The sequence below is a fragment of the Frankia sp. R43 genome, assembly GCF_001306465.1.
Lineage (GTDB): Bacteria > Actinomycetota > Actinomycetes > Frankiales > Frankiaceae > Parafrankia > Parafrankia irregularis.
On sequence record NZ_LFCW01000004.1, the window covers coordinates 158,958 to 179,238 of the forward strand.

17 protein-coding genes and 1 pseudogene are annotated in these 20,281 nt (G+C 71.2%); 7 read left to right on the top strand and 11 right to left on the bottom strand.

Features of this window, described 5'->3' with window-relative positions; translation table 11 throughout:
• Position 1: 1 nt before the first annotated feature.
• The 5 genes from ACG83_RS18120 to ACG83_RS18140 form a co-directional block, all read right to left on the bottom strand.
• Positions 2–1,138: a DMT family transporter gene (locus tag ACG83_RS18120; RefSeq protein ID WP_054567410.1), complete on the bottom strand. Its 1,137-nt coding sequence runs from the start codon at positions 1,136–1,138 to the stop codon at positions 2–4.
• Positions 1,139–1,206: 68 nt separating this feature from the next.
• Entirely contained in the window at positions 1,207–2,196 is a 990-nt protein-coding gene (locus ACG83_RS18125) for a VOC family protein (RefSeq protein WP_054567411.1), read from the bottom strand.
• On the bottom strand, positions 2,193–3,551 hold the full coding sequence (locus ACG83_RS18130; RefSeq protein ID WP_054567412.1) for an aromatic ring-hydroxylating dioxygenase subunit alpha: 1,359 nt from the start codon (positions 3,549–3,551) through the stop codon (positions 2,193–2,195). Before ACG83_RS18130 ends, ACG83_RS18125 begins: the two co-directional genes overlap by 4 nt.
• A 7-nt stretch (positions 3,552–3,558) precedes the next feature.
• A complete protein-coding gene (locus ACG83_RS18135; protein WP_054567413.1) occupies positions 3,559–4,542 on the bottom strand; it encodes an alpha/beta fold hydrolase in 984 nt (327 codons plus the stop codon).
• Entirely contained in the window at positions 4,539–5,648 is a 1,110-nt protein-coding gene (locus ACG83_RS18140) for a hypothetical protein (protein WP_152991434.1), read from the bottom strand. The genes ACG83_RS18135 and ACG83_RS18140 overlap by 4 nt, the downstream gene beginning before the upstream one ends.
• 286 nt (positions 5,649–5,934) lie before the next feature.
• Here ACG83_RS18140 and ACG83_RS18145 point away from each other — a divergent pair, with 286 nt between their 5' ends.
• The 3 genes from ACG83_RS18145 to ACG83_RS18155 all read left to right on the top strand — a co-directional run bounded on the left by ACG83_RS18145 (position 5,935) and on the right by ACG83_RS18155 (position 7,438).
• Positions 5,935–6,462, top strand: a complete 528-nt coding sequence (locus tag ACG83_RS18145) for a nuclear transport factor 2 family protein (RefSeq protein ID WP_152991435.1) — start codon at positions 5,935–5,937, stop codon at positions 6,460–6,462.
• A gap of 5 nt (positions 6,463–6,467) precedes the next feature.
• Positions 6,468–6,974, top strand: a complete 507-nt coding sequence (locus tag ACG83_RS18150; protein WP_054567416.1) for a VOC family protein — start codon at positions 6,468–6,470, stop codon at positions 6,972–6,974.
• A gap of 110 nt (positions 6,975–7,084) precedes the next feature.
• Positions 7,085–7,438: a hypothetical protein gene (locus ACG83_RS18155; RefSeq protein ID WP_131831002.1), complete on the top strand. Its 354-nt coding sequence runs from the start codon at positions 7,085–7,087 to the stop codon at positions 7,436–7,438.
• A 252-nt stretch (positions 7,439–7,690) separates the two neighbouring features.
• Here the strand turns inward: ACG83_RS18155 and ACG83_RS18160 are convergent, their stop codons facing one another.
• Positions 7,691–9,067: an NADP-dependent succinic semialdehyde dehydrogenase gene (locus tag ACG83_RS18160; RefSeq protein WP_054567418.1), complete on the bottom strand. Its 1,377-nt coding sequence runs from the start codon at positions 9,065–9,067 to the stop codon at positions 7,691–7,693.
• A gap of 653 nt (positions 9,068–9,720) precedes the next feature.
• Positions 9,721–10,662 (bottom strand): SDR family NAD(P)-dependent oxidoreductase, encoded by a 942-nt coding sequence (locus ACG83_RS18165; RefSeq protein WP_054567882.1) that lies wholly within the window; start codon positions 10,660–10,662, stop codon positions 9,721–9,723.
• Between the two features lie 340 nt (positions 10,663–11,002).
• Here ACG83_RS18165 and ACG83_RS18170 point away from each other — a divergent pair, with 340 nt between their 5' ends.
• Positions 11,003–11,356 carry a group 1 truncated hemoglobin gene (locus ACG83_RS18170; RefSeq protein ID WP_054567419.1) on the top strand — a complete coding sequence of 118 codons (354 nt, stop codon included), beginning with the start codon at positions 11,003–11,005 and terminating at the stop codon, positions 11,354–11,356.
• Positions 11,357–11,451: 95 nt separating this feature from the next.
• On the opposite strand, the gene ACG83_RS18175 is transcribed toward ACG83_RS18170, so the two are convergent.
• Together ACG83_RS18175 and ACG83_RS18180 are read right to left on the bottom strand one after the other, a co-directional pair.
• On the bottom strand, positions 11,452–13,002 hold the full coding sequence (locus tag ACG83_RS18175) for an AMP-binding protein (RefSeq protein ID WP_054567420.1): 1,551 nt from the start codon (positions 13,000–13,002) through the stop codon (positions 11,452–11,454).
• 209 nt (positions 13,003–13,211) lie between these two features.
• Positions 13,212–14,387, bottom strand: a pseudogene (locus ACG83_RS18180) (CaiB/BaiF CoA transferase family protein); the annotation flags it as partial.
• Between the two features lie 409 nt (positions 14,388–14,796).
• Between ACG83_RS18180 and ACG83_RS18185 the strand changes: the two are divergent.
• From ACG83_RS18185 to ACG83_RS18195, 3 genes are all read left to right on the top strand, one after another.
• Positions 14,797–16,371 (top strand): class I adenylate-forming enzyme family protein, encoded by a 1,575-nt coding sequence (locus ACG83_RS18185; RefSeq protein WP_054567422.1) that lies wholly within the window; start codon positions 14,797–14,799, stop codon positions 16,369–16,371.
• 61 nt (positions 16,372–16,432) lie between these two features.
• Entirely contained in the window at positions 16,433–16,984 is a 552-nt protein-coding gene (locus tag ACG83_RS18190; protein WP_054567423.1) for a pyridoxamine 5'-phosphate oxidase family protein, read from the top strand.
• Entirely contained in the window at positions 16,981–17,817 is an 837-nt protein-coding gene (locus tag ACG83_RS18195) for an SDR family NAD(P)-dependent oxidoreductase (protein WP_235497997.1), read from the top strand. The genes ACG83_RS18190 and ACG83_RS18195 overlap by 4 nt, the downstream gene beginning before the upstream one ends.
• A 272-nt stretch (positions 17,818–18,089) precedes the next feature.
• On the opposite strand, the gene ACG83_RS18200 is transcribed toward ACG83_RS18195, so the two are convergent.
• Positions 18,090–18,419, bottom strand: a complete 330-nt coding sequence (locus ACG83_RS18200; RefSeq protein WP_054567424.1) for a hypothetical protein — start codon at positions 18,417–18,419, stop codon at positions 18,090–18,092.
• A gap of 284 nt (positions 18,420–18,703) precedes the next feature.
• Positions 18,704–19,450 (bottom strand): cyclopropane-fatty-acyl-phospholipid synthase family protein, encoded by a 747-nt coding sequence (locus tag ACG83_RS18205; protein WP_054567425.1) that lies wholly within the window; start codon positions 19,448–19,450, stop codon positions 18,704–18,706.
• Positions 19,451–20,281 lie beyond the last annotated feature (831 nt).

Genomic DNA, 20,281 nt, shown 5'->3' on the forward strand with positions numbered 1-20,281 from the left:
GCTACTCCTCACCTGCCAGAGCCACCGGAGCATCGAGGGCGGCAGGCGCCGCTGGTCCGCTGGTTGGCTGACTGAGCGGAAATACGGGATTCGGCGGGCGGGGGTGACGGGACGGAGAACGGGCGGACAAACGAGCTGGGAAACTGGCGGGGAAAGAGGACGCGATTCGGCCCGGCGGCCACGGCGGCGCCCCGCATTCGGAGACCGCCACCCCGGCGACGATGAGCACGCCGCCACCCACGACGGCGGCGGTGAGCGGGTCACCGACCACCAGCCAGGCGGCCACCGTGGTCATCACGGGGATCGTCGTGAGGATCATGACGGCCTGGCCGCCGTCCAGCCGACGCTGGGCCATGACCTGCAGGGACAGCCCCACGGCCTGCGCGACGCCGGTGTAGCCCGCGGCGAGCAGCGCCGGCCAGGTCACCGCGCCGACACCGACGACGGCGGTGGCGAGAGAGGCGAGCAACGCGACGACGCCGAGCTGGCCGAGGTTGAACCACGGTCCGCGCAGCAGCGGCGCGAAATGGCTGGTCGCCATCACATGCAGGCTTCCGCCCACGGCGGACAGCAGTGCCAGGGCCTCACCGGCGCCCAGGTCCAGCTCCGCGCCGGTGAGCACGAAACTGCCGGCGACGGCGAGCGCCACACCGGCGATCCGACGCCCAGGCGGCCAGTGCCGCGACGCGAGTGCCAGCAGCACCGGGACGACCACGACGGACATGCTCGACAGGAACGCGACGGTGCCGGCCTCGGCACGGTCGAGCGCCGAGTTCTGCAGGACGAATCCCACCGTGTTGACGCCGCCTGCCAGCACCGATCCCGTCACCAGCAGACGGGTGAGCACCTTCTGCCCGCCGCCGGTGCCGCCGCCGGTGCCGCCACCAGCGGCGGCACCGGCGAGCATCTCCGCGCCGGCCGCGGCCCCCACCGCCGCGGTGCGCCGCCAGGCCACGGCTGCCAGCGCCAGCCCGACCAGGGCGGTCGCGACGACGAATCTGACCGCCACCGCCGCGGCGGGACGCAGATCCCGGACCGCCCACTGGGCGGGCAGGATGGACGACGCGAAGAAGCCCGCCGAGACGAGCAGGATGAGCGGTGGTGGCGCTGCACGGAGGGAACGCGTTGCCGCCTTCACTCCCGTTTGCACCTTCGCACCCCACACACGTTGGAACATATATGAAGTGCGCTCAGGCCGGATTGCGGTCAGGTAACGGACTGTTCCAGGAAGTGTTCCTTCTGTTCCACCGCGGCGAACACGACCCGGTTGCCATCCGGGTCGTGCAGTTCCAGAGTGCGCGTAGGCGTGTCGCCCGTGGCTTCCTGGAAGGGCGTGCCGCTCGCGGCCAGTCTGTGCCGGCCGCGGTTGAGTTCGTCCACACTGTCGACGCTCAGCACGAACGCGTCGAGGCCCGGCGGGCGACCGCCGGCCGGGCGCAGCGTCAGATCGGGTCGGCCGGCCGACCCGCCGAGCACCACCTGCCCCGGGAGCGCCACGGCGCTCCCGGTGAGCGGCCGCAGGCCCAGGACCGCGCGGAAGAAGCGCTCGGCGCGGCCGACATCGGCGACCCGCAGTGCCGCCCAGGCCGTGCGCACCGGATGCAGCGCGGCGGAGTCCACCCGCGCGGTCACCGGCGCGGCCTCCCAGTGCGGCACCGGGTCCGCGGCGACCGCATGCGGATCCCAGCCTCCGGTGATCAGCTGGTTCTCGTTCGCCCGGTAGATCTCGCGCCAGTCCGTGGCGGCGTCCGCGTACAGCTCGTGGTAGGTCCCGTCCGGGTCGAACAGGTAGGCGCTGCGCGAGATCTGGTGGTCGACGGTGCGGTGCAGCCGCACCCCCGCCGTGCCCAGCGCGCCGATCGTCGCGACGAGGTCGGCCTCACTCGCCATCTCCCAGCCCAGATGGTTCAGCCCGGGGGCGCGGCCCCGGCCCCGGGAGACCTGGACGTGACCGTCCCGCCCGACCCGGGCCTCCTCCGAGACCTGCATGAGGGCGAGGTCGTGGTGGCTGTGTCCGTTACTAAGGAAGCAGGCGCCGATGCCCGGTTCGGAGAAGACGAGCTCCAGGCCGCAGATCCGGGTGTAGAAGTCCAGTGACACGGCGAGATCGGCGACGAACAGGTTGACGTGGGCGAGTCGCCGCGGCGGTAGCGCCCCGTCCACGAGGCTCGTCCCGGTGAACGCCGTCCCGGTCACGCCGCACCGTCCATGCCCTGGTGACCACCGGCAGGATTCGGTTGCCCGTCGGCGAGCCAGGACGTCATCTGCCGCAGCAGCCACGCGTTGAACTGCGGCAATGTGGCCTCCTGGGGCGAGTACGGGCCACGAACCGCGCCGCGGGCCCGCAGGCCCCGGTACATCCGCTCGTTGGCGGCCATGTCCTGGCCGTTGACGATGTCGAAGAAGGCGAGCTGGCGGGCCATCGCCGCGGCGAACGTCGGGGCGGCCACCGTGGCCGGCGGAAAGAGCCAGGTCACGGTCAGCGTCATCCGGTCCACCGCGTCCGGCAGAATCCGCATGATCATGGCGCTGTCGGGCTTGAGCGAGGCGAACATGAGCGGCGGAACAGCGGTGTAGAGAATGCGTCCGCGCTGCTCGTCCCGCAGATGCGGCAGGATCGGGAAGGCCGCCGTGCCGTCGTCGGTGAGAAAACCGCCGTCCGGTCGGACGAGGCCGGCGTGCCGCAGGATCGCGCCGTCGGTGGCCGGGTCGAAGTCGAGGAACCGCACGAGGCGTGCCGGGGCCGTGTCGTGGTAGCCGGCGTGCAGGAAGCTCGTGTGGTACGCCTCCAGCGCGTTCTCCAGCATGTTCTTCCAGTTCCAGGGCAGGTCCGGCAGCGTCAGCCGATGCCCGACCACGAGGTCCTCGGTGCGGTAACCGGCCAGCTCCGCTTCGAGTGCGGCGAGCGTCGGCGCCAGCGGCGGCGGCTCACTGCCGGGGCTGCCCAGGCCATCCGGGCCGCCCAGGCCTCCCAGGTGGGTGAAGACGAAGCCGTGGAAGATCTCCACCGGGAACGACGGCAGGTTCGCGGTGCGCCGCAGCTCGGCGAGGGGGTGCCCCGGCTCCATCGTGGGCGCCGCCACCAGGCAGCCGTCCAGGCCATAGGCCCAGTAGTGGTACGGGCAGCGCAGCTGCCGGGAGTTGCCGTCCTCGACGACCAGCGGATACGAGCGATGCCGGCACAGCGCGGAGAGCACCCGGATCGCATCGTCCTCACCGCGGGTGACGACCAGTGGCTCACCGGCCACCGTGACGGCGAGGTGGTCACCGGCCGCCGGTAGCTCGCTGACGTGGCACAGGTACAGCCACGTGCGGCCGAACACGGCGTCCCGCTCGGCCTCGAAGAACAGCGGCGAGGTGTAGCAGGCCGGCGGCGGGGTGATCGCCGTCGCGACCGGCCCGGCGGACGCCGCAAGCTCGCCGACCAGCCCGGCGACCAGCGGACGCAGATCGTCCGGCGCCGCGGGACGCGCTCCGGGACGCCCGGTTGCCCGCCCGGTTGACCGCCCGGTGGGGGCGATGCCCGCGGCCGGGTCCGAAATAGCGGTCACGTACCAGTCACCTTTCCGTTGTACGAGAGGCGCGAGGGCTCGACGGGCCGAGCGCCGTTCGCAGGAACGGAACGCTGACCTCGGCGAACCGGGTCGGATCCTCGAACTGCGGCCAGTGGCCCAGGTCGGTGAGCGCCTCGAACCGGGCGCCGGGAACCCGCCGGGCGAACGCGGCACCGGTCGCGGCGGGGCCGGTCGGGTCCTCCGTCCCCCACAGCACGAGCGTGGCCGCACCGATCGACGCGGCCTCTGCCTCACTGATCATGTTTCGCCGACGCACATCGGGGTCCTGCAGGCACAGCAACCCCGCCATCCGCTCGGCGGCGCCGGGCTGCCGGCAGAGCCGCAGCCGGGTCGCGACCAGCGCGTCCGTCACCGCGGCCGGATCAGCGACGAGCCATTCCAGCCGGTCCCGCACCGCCGCCTCGCCGGGCCGCTCGACCGCGGCGGACGACAGCGAACGCAGCGCGCCCATCACCGCCGGATCAGCCCGGACACCGCCGGGAGCGACGAGCACCAGCGCGTCGACCCGCCCGGGGCGAGCGGCGGCGTGGCGGGCGGCGATCCACCCACCGAGGGAAACCCCCACCAGCGCGAGCCGGTGCTGGGCGTCGCCCGGGCCACGGCCGGCGGCCCGTCGGGGCTGGTCGACATGGTCGAGAACCGCGTCGAGGTGGTCCACGTAGGCGGGGATCTCATAGCCACCGTCGGCCACCGCCGGTGGCCCCGACCAGCCATGGCCGGGCAGGTCGTAGGCCACGCAGTGGAACCAGCGCGCGAACGGGGCGAGCACGTGCGCGAACGCCTCCAGATGCCCGCCGGTGCCGTGCAGGAGGACGACGGTCGGCAGCCCCGGGTCCCCGACCTCGATCAGCCGCGTGCGGACTCCCCCAAGCACCGGTTGGGTGATCTTCGCACCGGCGGTCATCGCGACCGTGAGCAGCCCGAACGCGTCATCCAGGGCGGGCGAGGTCTCGGTCGTGTCGGTCAAACCAGTTCCGCGTGGTCGCCGGAGCCGATCGCGAGGACCCGGCCGGGCAGGGTCAGCCCCACGAAGGCCGCCCGGTCCGCGGCCTGCATCGGCCACGGCGACACCTGCTCCCGGTGGGCGGGGTCGACCACCACCCAGCCCTGCGGGTGGACGGTGCCGAACACCTCCGTCGGGGCGGTGGTGATCTTCGGCCACAGCTGCGCGGGCGTCCAGCCGTAGACGTCGCACAGCGAGAGCAGCAGCGGCAGCAGATGCTGCTGGGCCTGCAGGCCGGGGCCGGTCGGGCCGGAGACGGGCAGCGCGTTGTGGTCGGTCGCCAGCATCGTCACCCGGTCGAGGAAGACGTCCGCCAGCGCAGTGCGTTCGGCGTCGTCGGGTGGGGTCGGCAGCACGACGAGATCCTCGCGGCGCCCCGGGGCGAGCGGGTGGAGCAGGTGCGGGCTCGTCTGCACGGTCGCGCCGGCGTTGGCGAGGACCCGGTCGACGAACCCCGCGGACGTCGCGTGCCGCACGTGCAGCGGCCCCTCGACGTGGGTGACCAGCCAGTCGAAGTCCGGCTCGGTGTAGCAGTAGACGACGGCTCGCAAGCCCGCCGACCAGACGAGGTCCAGGTGGCGCTCGAAGTGCGGGTCGGCGGTGTAGAGCTTGCACACCGGCGGGAGCAGGTCGCGCACCTCGGGCAGATGCTTGTCGAACCAGGCCGCGAAGTCGTCGGTGTCGTCGATGTTGACCGACAGCAGCGGCGTGATCGCCGGCAGCACCGTCTGTCGGAGCTCGGCGACGATGCCGGGCAGGTCCAGGTGGCGCAGTGCCTGCCACTGCAGCGCGACGTTCTGGTGCGAGACGCCGCCGTGCCGGGCGACGTAGACGTCCACCTCGCGCAGCCCCACCTCCAGCAGCGGCAGGTGGGCATCGGCGTCGTACACGGCGGGCAGCAGCCAGAAGCCGGAACCGTCCACGACCCGGTCGTTCGGGCCGGCCGGCGCCTGGGGATCCAGCGCACGCCCGCCGCCGAGGCTGACCGATCGACGCTCCCCCGAGATCGGATCGAGCACGTCGGCGAACGTGGTGCGTACGGGCACGGGTGTGGGTGCGGATGGCGACATGGGCGACCTCCGGTGACGGGTGTGGGGCCTGGCACGACGGAGCCGAGTCCAGCAAATGCTGTTTGATATATCATACGTGAATTGCCCGATCCGGCTAACCGGCCCGCCCGTGTGCGCCGCCGGCCGATCACCGGCCGCACCGCCGCGGCTGGCGCTCTGCCGGGGCTACCGCACCGTTGCGGCCGCCGCACCCGCCGCGACCACCACAGCCGCGACCACCACTGCCCGGGCTCCGGACTCCGGGCTACCCGAAGCTGCTCCCCCAACCATCGAGAGGCTGACGCACATGACACAGGTGACGGAAGGCCCGGCCGGCGCCGGCGCCGGCGACCTCGAGGCGACACTCGCCGACGCGCTGACCCGGCTCGACCGGCTGGAATCCCAGGACGCGATCCGCAAGGTCAAGGCCGACTACATGCAGTGGTGCGACGACAAGCGTGGCCGCGACCTCGCCGACCTCTGGTGGCCCGACGGCATCTGGGAAGGTGTCGGCCCGCTCGCCGAGGGCCGCTGGGTCGGCCACGAGGCCATCGCGGCGATGTTCGAGGCCAGCCCGAAACGCCTGAGCTTCACCGTGCACTACCTGACGAACGAGTCGATCACCGTCGACGGCGACCGCGCGGTCGGCCGCTGGAAGATCCTCGAGCCCGCCACCTTCGGCCCGGACGTCGCCTTCTGGCAGGGCGGCCGGTACGAGAACGACTTCGAGCGGCGCGACGGCGTGTGGAAGATGACCCACCTACGTCTGTGGCTGGACTTCCGCTCGCCCTACGAGACCAGCTGGGCGGCCGGCCCACTGATCCTGCCGAGTTGACGACCATGGCGACCATGGCAACCACGGCGGCCGTCCGGATCGATCACATCGGGATCACGGTGCCCGACCTCGGCGCGGCGAGCTCCCTGTTCATCCGCCTGCTCGGGGCCCGGCCCCTCTACCGGCGCATCTACCCCACCGACCCCGACGCGGCGGTGGAGGCGCGCACCCTCCTGCCCCGCCAGCTGGGCACCCATCCCGATGCCGGCTACCGGGTGGAACTGCTGCGGGTGGCCGGCACCGACCTCGAGCTGTTCGAGTGGCACGCGCCCGACCTGACGGGCGCGGTGCCCCGCGTCTGCGACCCGGGCGGTCACCACCTGGCGTTCGAGGTCGAGGACGTCGCCGCCACCGCCACCGCGTTCGCGGCTGAACCGGGAGTCAAAGTGCTCGGCGAACCGCAGACCCTGGGCGCGAACCACCCGCTCGCCGGCCGGGTATGGATCTACGTCGTGCTCCCCTGGGGCACCTTCCTCGAACTCGTGTCGCCGCACGGCGCTCCGCGGGCGTGATGGGAAAACGCGGCCGGACGGTTTTGCGAGTTCGGCTGCCGAGTGTAATTTCGACCCGTGGCCGGCCCGCGTGCTGTGTAGATCGCGTTGACTTCCGGGCGGGCCGACCCGTGACTGATCATTCACAGGTCGACGTGCTGTACGGCCGCCGCACCATCCAGGTGGATGCGGGCATAGCCACCCTGCTCGCCGCGTTGTGGGCTGCCGGGATCCACACGATGTACTCGTGTCAGGGCGGCCAGCTATCTGGTGGCGACGACGACCTGGCGTACATCGCGTTTCCGAACGACTGGGATTTCGAGTTGTTCACCGAGCTCGTCTTCGCCACCACGCGTGCAGCGTGGGAATGGGCGCCACGGACGGAGCCGGGGCCGTCTGCGGTGTACTTCCCGCCGTCCGACATCCCGCTGATCATCGCGATGTGCACCTGGCGGATTCGGTCGGCTCCTCCCACGACGTCATAGGGGCCGAGCCCGAGGCGATGATCGTCGCGCCGCGAAGCGACATCTGCGGACGGCGGACCACCCACAGCATGGCACCGATCGTAACGCGGGCGCGCCTGAGCCCTGTGGTCGGCAGCCTTGCGGTGGCACGGAACGGTGGAGGGCGGCCCTGCCGCGGGAACCGCTGCCAACCCCGCAGGGCGCGTGCGGGAACCGATCACGCCCTGCGGGGTTGGCCTGTCCGACAGCTGCCGGCACCTACCGGCGATCCGGTCAGGCGGCCCAGACGGTCTTGAGGTTGCAGAACTCGCGGATGCCGACGGCGCTGAGCTCCCGGCCGTAGCCGGAGCGGCGCACGCCACCGAAGGGCAGTTCGGGGTGGGAGGTGACCATGCCGTTGATGAAGACGGCGCCGGCGTCAAGGTCGGTGATGAACCGCTCCTGCTCGGCCGGGTCGGTCGTCCAGGCGTTGGAGCCGAGTCCGAAGGTCGTGGCGTTGGCGATCTCGACCGCGGTGTCGACGTCGGGCACCCGGTAGATGGTCGCCAGCGGCCCGAACGCCTCCTCGAGGTGCAGGCGCATGTCCGGGGTGATGTCGCCGACGACGGTCGGCGGGAAGAACCAGCCCGGCCCGGCCGGGGCCGTCCCCCCGCACAGCACGCTGGCGCCGTGCTTCACCGCGTCGGCGAGAAGCTCCTCGATGTCCTGGCGGCCGCCTTCGGTGGCGAGCGGCCCGACGTCGGTGCCGGGGTCCATCGGGTCGCCGACCTTCAGCGCCCGCATCCCGTCGACGAACAGCTGCGCGAACTGGTCGTAGACGTCCTCGTGCACGATGAAGCGCTTCGCCGCGATGCAGGACTGGCCGTTGTTCTGGCAGCGTGCGGTGACGGCGACGGACGCGGCGCGTTCGACGTCCGCTGACGGCATGACGACGAAGGCATCGCTGCCGCCGAGCTCCAGGACCGTCTTCTTGATCTCGTGCCCGCAGATCGACGCGACGGACTGGCCGGCGGGCTCACTGCCGGTGACGGTGGCGGCGGCGACCCGCGGGTCGCGCAGCACGCCTTCGACCTGACCGGCGCCGATCAGCAGGGTCTGGAACGCACCGGCGGGGAAGCCGGCCCGCAGGAACAGGTCCTCAAGGTAGAGCGCGCACTGTGGGACGTTCGACGCGTGCTTGAGCAGGCCGACGTTGCCGGCCATCAGCGCGGGCGCGGCGAAGCGGACGACCTGCCAGAGCGGGAAGTTCCACGGCATGACCGCCAGGACGACGCCAAGCGGCTGGTAGCGACCGAACGCCCGCTTCGCGCCGACGACGCCGGGGTCGCTCAGCGGCTCGTCGGCGAGGAAGCCCTCGGCGTGCTCGGCGTAGAAGCGCATCCCCTTCGCGCACTTCGCCGCCTCGGCCTCGGCGGAGCGCAGGGTCTTGCCCATCTCGGTGGTCATCGTGACGGCGATGTCGTGCAGCTCGGCGTCGAGCAGGTCGGCGGCGCGGCGCAGCCACTCGGCCCGCTGCGCGAACGTCGTCCGGCGGTAGGTGGCGAAGGTGGCGCTGGCACGGGACAGACGCTCCTCGATCTGGGCAGCGTCGAGCGGCTCGAATGCGCGCACCACCGCACCGGTCGCCGGATTGACCGACCGAATCGCCATGTCACTCCTTCTGTTTCTGTGCTTCTGCTCTGCTTGTGGGTCCGCGGGTCACCACCACCGGTGATGTACACCGCACGTGCCGCCAGCGCTTTTCAGATGCCGATGACACTTTCACGCGTTGTGTGCTCAAGACACCCGGGGCCGCCCGCTGAAACATCGCCGCGAAAGCCGATGCGTGGCCTGGTTCTCCCAAAGCCCTGCCACGTGTCGAACACTAGCAGAGACGACGATTACCGGTATGGTTTCCGGGCCCCGGCGGGCTGGCCTCAAGGAGTACCCCGCGAGTGTCCGGAGAGCCGGTCGGAATGCCCATTCGGTGGGTGCGTCCCAGCTGCCGCCGAGCTGGTGAATCTCGCCGGCCGCAGCGTCGGGCCTGCCGCCGGCGGGCTGCGTGCCGGGGCGCCGTCCCGCTCCTGGCCCGCCGGTGGAGCCGGTGGAATGGACCGGGTGACAGCGCTGCCGACCGCCAGACGGCAGCCGCGGGCGTGCACGAGGCCGGCCACCGCCGCGTCGTTCTGCATGCTCACCGCCTTCACCAGCCCGTACGCCGCCGATCGGCGGCCGGACATCAACCGCTCTCCATCTGCCCGAGCCTGACTCGGAATAACCGGATAACCACTAAGGGTGTCCAGATCGTCAGCTGGCTGGCGGTGTTACGCCAGCATGCGGGCGGTGACGTCCCAGAGCTGCTTCGCTGCCCCCGGGTCCAGCGCGTAGGCGGCGACTCCCCCCGGGCTGCCCGGGGTGTGCGCGAGCGCCTCGTTGCAGTCCTCGAAGTAACGGCCGCCGACCCCGTCGAGCAGTGGCGAGGCCGCCACCAGCACCGACGTCGCGGCACCCTGCTCCACGGACTTCCACTGCTGCTCCGGCGCCCCGCTGCGGGCACGCAGCCGCTCCATCTCGGCGGTGTCGACATGACGTTGCAGGTTGGTCGAGATCGCGCCGGGCATCAGCGCGTTCACGGCGATCCCGTCCTCGGCCCAGCGCCGGGTCGCCTCCACCGCGAAGAGCACGTTCGCCGTCTTCGACTGGCCGTACGCCACCCATGGCTGGTAACGGCGGCGTTCGAAGTGGATGTCGTCGAAGTCCACCGCCGCCCGCAGGTGCGCCGCCGAGCTGACCACCGCCACCCGCGCTCCCCCGGCCGCCGCGAGCGCGGGGCGCAGGCCGCTGGCGAGCGCGAAGTGGCCGACATGATTGGTGGCGAACTGCAGCTCCCAGCCCTGCGGGGTGTTCATCTGCGGGGTCGCCATGATCCCGGCGTTGTTGACCAGGATGTGCAACGGACCCACCCAGGCCGCGGCGAAGGCGGCGACGGAACCAAGATCAGCGAGGTCCAGTGCAGCAACGTGCACCGCGTTGTTGCCCGTGCTGGCGGCGATGTCGGCGGCGGCACGGCGACCCGCCCCGAGATCGCGCACCGCCAGGGTGACCTCGCTGCCCGCACCCGCGAGCGCACGGGCGGTCTCGATGCCAAGCCCGGACGAGGCGCCGGTCACCACGGACCGGCGACCACCGAGATCGACACCTGCCAACACCTGCGCTGCCGTCGATTCCGCGGTGAACGGAGTCGTGATCCGTTCCGTCACAGCCATCCCGTCACACTCCTGCATCCCGCCACACTCCTGTCTCCTGGGCGCCCGGCCACACCAGGTCCGTCCACCCAGACTGGTCTGCTGGGGAGCAAGGCGCCACAGTTCGCGCTCCCACACCGGGCTGCCAGCGCACCGAGGAGAAGAGGAAGTCGGAAGGCCCGACCGGCCCCGTCGTCCGTCTCCCCGACGCCGACATTGGACCCTTTCTAGGGACATTGTTCGCGCGGTTGAGTGAAACCGTCGGGACACACACCTGCTCGACCTTGCCGGCTGGCGTGGCCATAACCAGAAACAGCGCCAGCGCCCGCGGCCGGGTCAATTCTGCGAAAGCGAGTCTCTGGTGAGCATCTACGACGCGATCGGTGGCGCGACGGCTGTCGAGGCCGCAGTCGACCAGTTCTACGTTCGCGTGACGGCAGACCCCGTTCTCTCGCCCTACTTCGCCGGCCGTGACATTCCCAGCCTCAAGGCCCACCAGCGTGCGTTCATCGCCGCCGCGATCGGCGGCCCGGAGGTGTACAAGGGCCGGGCCATTCCCGCCGTCCACACCCCGCTCAAGATCAGCGACGCGCACTTCGACGCGGTGGTCGACCACCTGGTCGCGGCGCTGGCCGGGCTTGGTGTCCCGGCCGAGACCACCGGCAAGATCGGCGCGGCGCTCGCCCCGCTGCGCAAGGAGATCGTCAGCGTCTGATCCGCCCACGGGCCCGGCCACACCCAGCCGGAGCAGGACCCGGGGCGGCCGGCACCCGGCCCACCGTCGGCCCGGCCGCCCCGGCCGGCAGGGGATCAGGGCTCGCTCAGCACGAGCTTGCGCGCCTCACGGCGCAGGACCTTGCCGTAGGCGCTCTTGGGCAGCGCCTCCAGATAGATGATCTTCTTGGGCTTCTTGAAGCCGGCGATGTGGGTCGTGCTGTAGGTGATGAGCTCGCTTTCCGGCGGGGGCGGGGTGGTCACGGGCACCACCGCGGCCACGACGTTCTCGCCCCACGTCTCGTCCGGCACCCCGAAGACCACGACCTCGGCCACGCCCGGATGCTGGACGAGCGCCTCCTCGACCTCCCGCGGGTAGATGTTCGCGCCGCCGGAGATGATGACGTCGGTGCTGCGGTCCAGCAGGAAGAGGTTGCCGTGCTCGTCGAAGCGGCCGATGTCCCCGGTGTGCAGCCAGCCGCCCCGCAGCGCACGCTCCGTCGCGGCCGGGTTGTTCCAGTAGCCCCGCATCACGACGTCGCCGCGCACGCAGACCTCGCCCTCGGCCCCGGCGGGCACCGGCCGGTCGTCACCGTCGAGGATGCGGACCTCGATCCCGGGATGGGCCACCCCCGCCGAGTCGAGGGGCGTCCCCGGCGATGTCGCATGGTTCAGGTAGGTCACCGTCATCGGCGACTCGCCCTGCCCGTAGATCTGGACGAACACCGGGCCGAACCGGTCGATCATCGCCCGGGAGTGCTCGACGTGGATCGGCGCCCCGCCGTAGACGGCGCAGCGCAGCGAGGTGGTGTCCGTCGGCGCTACGCCGAGCATGCGGACGATCATCGTCGGCACGAGGAACGCGAGCACCGAGACACGCTCACGGGCGACCAGGTCGAGCACCTCGGACGGATCGAAGCCGCCACCGGCATGGATGATGTTGTCTGCACCGCGGGCGATCGAGCCCAGCGCGTACAGGCCGCTGCCGTGCGAGAGCGGCGCCACGTGCAGCACGACGTCGTCCTGGGTGTAGGCACACACGTCGGCGAGCAGGGTCCACGTCATGGTGAGCAGGTTGCGGTGGCTGAGCTGGGCGCCCTTGGGCCGGCCGGTCGTCCCCGAGGTGTAGAAGAGCCAGGCCAGGTCGTCCGCGTCGACCTCGGCGGGCTCGAGATCCGCGGTTCCCTCGGCGAGGAGCTGGGCGAAGGCGTCCTTCTCCCCACCGGTCGGATCCACCGGCGCGGCCGGGTCCACTGGTGCTGCCGGGTCCACCGCGACGGTGTGCACACCGGTCAGATCCAGTCCTGCGACCAGCCGCGCCGCGGAGGTGGAGTGCACCAGCGCCCGGGCGCCGCTGTCACCGAGGATCACGGCGACCTCCGGCCCGGCCAGCTTGGCGTTCATCGGGACGGCGACCAGCCCGGCATACCAGGCGCCGAACAGCGCCACCAGGTACTGCTGGCAGTTGGGCATGAACAGTGCCACCCGGTCACCCGGGACCAGACCGCGCCGCAGCAGCGCGGAGCCGAACAGCGCCGCGGCGTCGCGCAGCTGCCGATAGGACGTCCGGCCGTCGGCGTAGCGCATCGCGCACCGGTCCGGAAACCGCTGGGCCGACGTCGTCAACAGGCTCGCGACATTGACCATGGTCAACCTCCGTCTGACTGAGCGGACTGGGTGGGCTGAGCTGGCTGAGTGGGCTGAGCTGGCTGAGCGGGCAGATCGACGTTCGGTGCGGCGGCATGCGGTGCGGCGGCATGCGGTGAAGCGGCATGCGGTGAAGCGGCATGCGGTGAAGCGGCATGCGGTGAAGCGGCATGCGGTGAAGCGGCATGCGGTGAAGCGGCATGCGGTGAAGCGGTGCCGGGAGCGGTGGCCGGGGCGGCGCCCGGTTCGAGGTTGTCGAGGACTTCGCGGGTGTGGGCGCCCAGGCGCGGCGCCGGGCCCGCGACCCGGCCCGGAGTCCGGGAGAACCAGGCCGGCGAGCCGGGAAAGCGCACCGGCCCGAGGTCGCCGTCGACCGTCTCGAAGAATCCGACCGCGTCGAGGTGCGGATTGTCGTAAAGCTCGTCGAGGGAGCGCACCGGCGCGGCCGGGACGTCCAGTGACCGCAGCAGGTCGAGCCAGTACTGGGTGGTGTGCTCGCGGAAGGTCTCGCCCAGCAGCGCGTAGACGTTGTCGATCTGGCGGGCCCGCTGTTCCAGCGTGGCCAGATGCTCACCGGCCCAGGGCGGTTTCACCGCGTTGACGAAGGCGGCCCACTGCTTGTCGTTGTAGACCAGCACGGAGATGTAGCCGTCGCTGGTCCGGTGCGGCCGGCGGTTCGGTGCCACCGCCCTCGGGTACACCGCCGGGCCGAGCGCAGGACTGAACATCGCGCCGTTCGCGTGCTCGACGAGCATGAACGAGGCCATCGTCTCGAACATCGCGACCTCGACCTCCTGCCCCTCGCCGGTGCGGGCCCGGTGGAACAGCGCCATCATCGTGGCCCACAGCGCGGTCAGCCCGGCCACCTTGTCGGCCATGATGGTGCCGACGTAGCTGGCCTCCCCGGTCAGCTGCTCCTGCGCGAACGGAATTCCGCACTCCGCCTGGATCGTGTCGTCATAGGCGGTCAGGTTCGCGTCCGGCCCGCGGCGGCCGTAACCGTAGCAGTTGGTGTACACGATCGACGGATTGATCGCGGCGACGCTCTCGTAGCCGAAGCCGAGTTTCGCGACCGCCTTCGCCCGCATCGAGTGGATGAAGACATCCGCGCCGCGGACGAGCTCGCGCAGCGCGTCACCGCCTTCGGGGCTGCGCAGATCCAGCACGACGCTGCGCTTGCCGCGGTTCACGTTGACGAAGACGCCGGCCATGCCGGGTTCCGGGCCGACGGAGATGAACCGGGTGTTGTCACCCGCCGGCGGCTCGATCTTGATGACGTCCGCACCCATGTCGGCCATGATCTGCGTGCAGTACGGACCCATCACCATGGCGGTGAGGTCGATGACGCGGATTCCGGCCAAGGGCCCTGTCCGTCCCGAACCCAAGTGCCGCGGGCCACCGTCGGCGCCCTCCGAGCAGCTACGAGCCTTCACGTATCGACCACCCCTATCGCTCCTGCGGCCCGCGCCACCATCGTTCCGCCGCGCCATCCATCTGCCCCAACCGCCCCAACCAGCCCACACGGCACACCCAACGGCCGGACCGAACGGGCGGCCCGGGGCGTGCGACGGCCCGGCCGGCACGCGGCACCGTCGCCTGGCGGGGCGCGCGGCGGATCGTCACAACGGGTGGTCACAACGGGTAGTCACGGCGGGTGGTCACGGTGGGTGGTCGCGGCGGTCGGTCACGGCCATGATCCCAGCGTCCGCCGCACCCGGGGCACTTGTTTCCCGAAGACGGCGCCCGTCGAGACTAGAGGATGAATCCTTGCAAGGATAGTGCTATCAAGAGTTCGTGAGCACCACTGGTGGCGAGCCCCGCCCGATCGCCCGCGTCCTCGACGACGCCCTCGCGAACCGCCCGGACGCCGTCGCGGTCGAGGCCGTCTCCGGTTCCTGGACCTACGCCGAGCTCGACGACCAGGCCCGCCGCGCGGCCGGCGCGCTGTGGTCTCTCGGTGTGCGTCCTGGAGACCGGGTCGCGGCCTGTCTGCCCAACGACCTCGACATCGTCGCGGCGTTCCACGGCGCCCAGCGCATCGGCGCCGTCTGGGCCGGCATCGGCGAGGCCCTCACCGTCGCCGAACAGCGGGACCTGCGCGACATCTGCGACCCGAAGGTCGTCCTCGCCGGCCCACGGTGCCTGCTGACGCCGTCCGATGATCGCCCCGAGGGCGGCGGCGACGGTCCCGACGACGCCGACAGTCGCCGGAGCGGCGGCAGCGACCTCGTGGGCCTCGACCGGTGGCGCGCGCTGCTGGCCGAGGCCACCGACGAGACGGCCCCGCCACCCGGTCTCGGCCTCGACATCGACGCCCCCGCCGGAATCGCCTTCACCAGCGGGACGTCGGGACGTCCCAAGGCCGTCGTGCACAGCCAGCGCAACCTGCTGCTGCCCGGCGCCGTCCTCGTCGCCACCCGCGGCTGGGGCCCCGAGCTGCGCAAGGGTGACAGCTTCCCGCTGACGATCCTCAACCTCATGGTGCTGTCGACCCTGCTCACCGCGCAGGCCGGCGGTTGCGCGGTCATCATGAACCGCCGCGACGTCGCCGGCGTCATCGAATGGATCTCCAGCCGCCGCGTCACCGTCTGGAACGGCGCACCGGCCCAGCTCTACGACCTCGCCGGCCGGCCGGACGCCGACCTGAGCTCCCTGTGCGAGGTGTGGAGCGGCGGCAGCGACACCCCCGACTCGCTGCGCACCGCGTTCGCCGAGACGCACGGGCTGGTCCCCCGGGTCACCTACGGGCTGACCGAGGCGCCGACGGTCGTGTCGATCGACCCGGCCGACGGCGGGTGGCGTCCGGGCACCAGCGGACGGGTACTGCCGAGCTACGGCGTCGCCGCCTACGACGACGACGGCAACCGGCTGCCCCCCGGCGAGCTCGGGGAGCTGAAGCTCGCCGGCGCGACGTCCGGGCCGTGGGCCGGCGTGTGGCGGCCGCTGCTCGGCTACTGGGAGTCCGGCCGGATCCGCCCACCGGAGCCTGGCCCGGTCGCGACCGGTGACGTCGGGACGGTCGACGCCGACGGCTGGCTGTCCGTGCTGGACCGCAAGAAGCTGGTCATCATCCGCGGCGGGGCGAACATCTACCCGCTGGAGATCGAGCGGGTCATCGCCACCCACCCGGACGTCGCCCGGGTCGCGGTGTGCCCCGTCCCCGACGACCGTCTCGGCCAGCGGGTCGCCGCGGTCGTCGAAAGCGCCGGACCCACCCTCGACATGGACGCGCTCGCCGAGCTGTGCCGCCGCGAGCTCTCGCCGTACAAGGTGCCCGAGTTCTGGACGCAGGTCGACGCGCTGCCGGTCAACGCCATGGGCAAGGTCCAGCGCACCGGCCTCACCGACCTCGTCGACACCGGCCGATGACCGCGCGGATGACCGCGCGGATGGTCTCAACGAGGCACGCGGCCCGCCGCTGGGCGGCCCGATGCTGGTGAGCCAGGACGACGCCTGGGAGTTCGTGGCCGGGGCGCACACCGGGATCCTGACCACGCTGCGTTCCGACGGCGCACCGGTCTCGCTGCCGATGTGGTTCGTCGTCGTGGACCGCGCCGTGTACCTTTCGACGCCGCCCCGGGCGGCCAAGCTGGCCCGGATCCGCCGGGAGCCGCGGGCGGCGTTCCTGGTCGAGTCCGGCCGGGCCTGGGTCGACCTGCGTGCCGTCCATCTCAGCGGACGGATCCGGGTGGTGGATGACAAAGAGACACGCACCCGGGTCCGCGGCATGCTCGACAGCAAGTACGCCGCCTACCGGGTGCCGCCCGAGCGGTTACCCGCCGCGGCCCGCGCCGCCTACGCCGACCGGGTCGTCCTGCGCCTGGACCCGCAGGGACGACTGTTGCGCTGGGACAACTCCCGGATCCGGCTGGCCCCGCCCGCTGGCCCCGACACCCAGCCCACCGGCACCATCGACCTGGCAGACACCGACCTGACAGATACCGACCTGGCAGACACCGCCAACGAAGGGACGTCCTCATGACGCCGGCCGCCGAGACCGCGAACGCCGCGCACGAGGGGCCTGCCGTGGCTGCCACGGATGCCACGGTCGCGGGTGCCACGGCCCGGATGTTCGGCCTCGACGGCCGGGTCGCCATCGTGACCGGCGCCTCCTCCGGTCTCGGTGTCGCCGTCGCGCGGGCGCTGGCCGCGTTCGGTGCCCGGGTCGCGGTCGTCGCCCGGCGGCTCGACAAGCTGACCGAACTCGCGAAGGAGATCGACGGCCTGCCGGTCGCCTGCGACCTCTCCGATCTCACCGCCGTCCGCACCGTCGTGCCGGCAGTCGTCGAGGGCCTCGGAGCACCGGAGATCCTCGTCAACGGCGCCGGCAGCATGTTCACCTACGAGCGGGCCGAATCCGAGCCGGTCGAGGCGTCCCGCCGCACGATCGACCTCAACCTGCTCGCCCCGTTCCTGCTCGCCCAGGACGTCTTCCCACACATGGTCGCCGCCGGCCGCGGCACCATCATCAACATCTCGTCGATCAGTGGGAAGGTCGGCATCCCCGGCATCCCACAGGCGTCCTACGCGGCCAGCAAGGCCGGTCTGTCCGGGCTGACGTCCGAGCTCGCGGTGCAGTGGGCGCGGCACTCGATCCGGGTCAACACGGTCGCCCCCGGCTTCTTCCGCAGCGAGATCACCGGCCCGCTCTACTCCAGTGAGAAGTCGATCGAGTACCTGCGCCGCAACACCCCGCTGCCGAAGGAGGGAACCGCCGAGGACATCGTCGGCGCCGTCCTGTGGCTCGCCGGCGACGCCGGCAGCTACGTCACCGGCCAGACCATCGTCGTGGACGGCGGCTGGACCGCCCGCTGAGGCCAGGGCCGGTCGCCATCCGGACCATCGAGCCACACATCGGCCGGGTGCATCGCAAGCTCGGCGTGTCCCGCCGTGACCTCATCCGGCACCCACCGCCCGCTCCGTCGAGCGAGCCGGAGGCCCGAAGCGTCAGGCGGCTCCTTTCGCCTGCGGATGTTCCGGATGAACCTCGACAATGCGCGCGACGGCGTCAGGCCGCGTCGCGCGGCACAGGCGTATGTCCGTCCTGCTGGCATGCACGCGCACGCGCAGGCGTCTGGATTCAGGAGTCAGGAGGGATCTGGAGCCCAGTTGGAAAATGGTTTCATCCAGGCGAGGTGAGATCCGATCACCGTGAGGGATGCCGCGAATTCGGCGGCCAGCCCGGTGAGCATCGCCTCGAGAGCAGGAGTTCCCACTTCTTCGACGCTCGGATTCGGTATCCAGTCCGTCCTCGACAGACAGTGGATCTCCACAAGGTCTCCCCCGGGGATGAACTCCAGGGTTCGCTCGAGCCCCTGGGAGTACAGGTCGATCTCCGTGCGCCTCCGGAGCCTGACACCTGCCAGGAGCTCAGGCAGCTGCTCCATGAAGACCGAGAGGTCGTAGGCGACGTCCACCGGCCACTAGGGACAGCCGAAACCGTGGATGCGAAAACGACAGTCAGTCTCGCCGAGCAGGTAGCAGGCAGTCATGACCAGACTGTCATAGTCATCGTCGACCTCCGGGGAAATCGACGCCGTGCCGGCCGCGAGCGGAGATGTCGGCCTTTCCAGGGAACAACCGAATGCCATCGACGAGACCTCCTGTGCGGGGTGGACACGCTAGCCGGGTCGACGCCAACAAGGAAATTCCCGTGCAGGCCCGGGCCGCGTGGTTTACGGGCCCGCACGAGAGGTGAGAATCAGCGGCTCATGAGAGCGAAGACTCCCCAGCCGAGATACTCACGTGTGCATCGCGCGTAGCGGGCGGGCTCCGTGGTGAGCTCTTCCCTGACCTCGGGCACCAGTTCGTCGCCCGGGTTCCGGTCGAGCCAGCGGCGCAGGTTCAGCCACTGGGCCGCGGCGTACCGGTCCCAGCTGTCCTGATCGGCCAGTGTCATCTCCACAAGGTCGTACCCGAGTTCCCGGAAATGCACGATCAGGTCCGGCAGGCGCAGGAAGTCGGCGATGCCGGTGGCGTGGCAGGCCTTGGCGGTCTCCTCGTCGGGAGGGGTCCGCCGCCAGTACGGCTCGCCGATCAGCATCAGGCCTCCGGGGCGGAGGCTGCGGCTGAGCAGCTCGGCCGTCCCGGCGACGCCGTTCCCGATCCACGTGGCGCCGACACAGGCGGCCAGATCGACCGGCTCGTCCGCGACATGGCCGCGCGCATCCCCGTGGACGAACTCGACCCGGTCGGCGACGCCGAGCTCGGCGGCGCGGGCCCGGGCCTGCTCGGTGAAGATTGTGCTGATGTCCACGCCGGCGCCCGTGATCCCGTGGTCACGCGCCCAGGTGCACAGCAGCTCGCCGGAGCCACTGGCCAGATCGAGCACCCGTGTCCCGGGAGCGAGGTGCAGCGATTCGCCCAGGGCCGCGAGCTTGGCCGCGGTCAGCGGATTGTGGATCCGGTGGCTGCTTTCACGGATGGTGAAGATACGAGGAAGGTCCATGACCGAATTCCCTTCTGTCATGCCTTGGGATGTGAGACGCGGTTGGTGACGCCCCGCATGGGCGCGACGCGGTCCTGGCAGCGGGCGTTCGGCGTCCTTTGGCTCGACGACGGTGGCGGAGAGGACGGCCGCAGGGGCCAGCCGGACAGGTAGCCAGCGAGCCGGACAGCCAGCCGGTTTCCGGCGACCGCCGGAGGGATGACAGCCAGCAGGACGGTCCGGTCTCAGCCACGACGGCACGCAAGCCGCGATCGGCCCGCACGAGGTGGCTGGAAGACGGTCCGTCGGCCTGCGGTCGGGCGAAGGAACTCTCACGTTCCGCGTTCCAAGTCGTAGCCGGCTGAAAACGTGACCCGTGCAGGAGAACGGAGAGCGCCAGGTCGGCGCGCAGAAGGTTGATGAAGCACTGTGGAGACCCTTGAAAGGGGCCCAGCCGGACAGCATGCCTGCCGGGACTACTCCCAGCTGCGAGAATGACAGGCGAAGGTCAGGGCAGGGCCCGGGAAGCGAGGATGATCCGGGCACAGCGCAATGCGGTGGTCTCCACGACAGTCATCAACTCACCTCCGTCGATCTCCGCGTTCACATATTCCGTCGCCGCGGCACAACGTTACCACCGGCGGGTGGACGGCCACGCTGTCGACGCTGCCCGACCACCAGGCCGGAGACTGGTTCCGGCGCATTTCCTGCAGACGCGACCCTCTCGACGCGACCCCTCCGTGGGGCAGCTGCCGGCATTCCTGAACGCCGCACAGGCCAGCCCGACGCCGGCGCCTCCTCATCGCTGGCCGCGAGGGATTCGACGAGACCGCCCTACCCATGGCTGCGGTG

Excerpts from the sequence above, each read along its gene's own strand:
- ACG83_RS18140 (WP_152991434.1), bottom strand. The coding sequence starts at position 5,648 with ATGTCGCCATCCGCACCCACACCCGTGCCCGTACGCACCACGTTCGCC.
- ACG83_RS18145 (WP_152991435.1), top strand. The coding sequence starts at position 5,935 with ATGACACAGGTGACGGAAGGCCCGGCCGGCGCCGGCGCCGGCGACCTC.
- ACG83_RS18150 (WP_054567416.1), top strand. The coding sequence starts at position 6,468 with ATGGCGACCATGGCAACCACGGCGGCCGTCCGGATCGATCACATCGGG.
- ACG83_RS18160 (WP_054567418.1), bottom strand. The coding sequence starts at position 9,067 with ATGGCGATTCGGTCGGTCAATCCGGCGACCGGTGCGGTGGTGCGCGCA.
- ACG83_RS18165 (WP_054567882.1), bottom strand. The coding sequence starts at position 10,662 with ATGGCTGTGACGGAACGGATCACGACTCCGTTCACCGCGGAATCGACG.
- ACG83_RS18175 (WP_054567420.1), bottom strand. The coding sequence starts at position 13,002 with ATGGTCAATGTCGCGAGCCTGTTGACGACGTCGGCCCAGCGGTTTCCG.
- ACG83_RS18190 (WP_054567423.1), top strand. The coding sequence starts at position 16,433 with ATGCTGGTGAGCCAGGACGACGCCTGGGAGTTCGTGGCCGGGGCGCAC.
- ACG83_RS18195 (WP_235497997.1), top strand. The coding sequence starts at position 16,981 with ATGACGCCGGCCGCCGAGACCGCGAACGCCGCGCACGAGGGGCCTGCC.
- ACG83_RS18205 (WP_054567425.1), bottom strand. The coding sequence starts at position 19,450 with ATGGACCTTCCTCGTATCTTCACCATCCGTGAAAGCAGCCACCGGATC.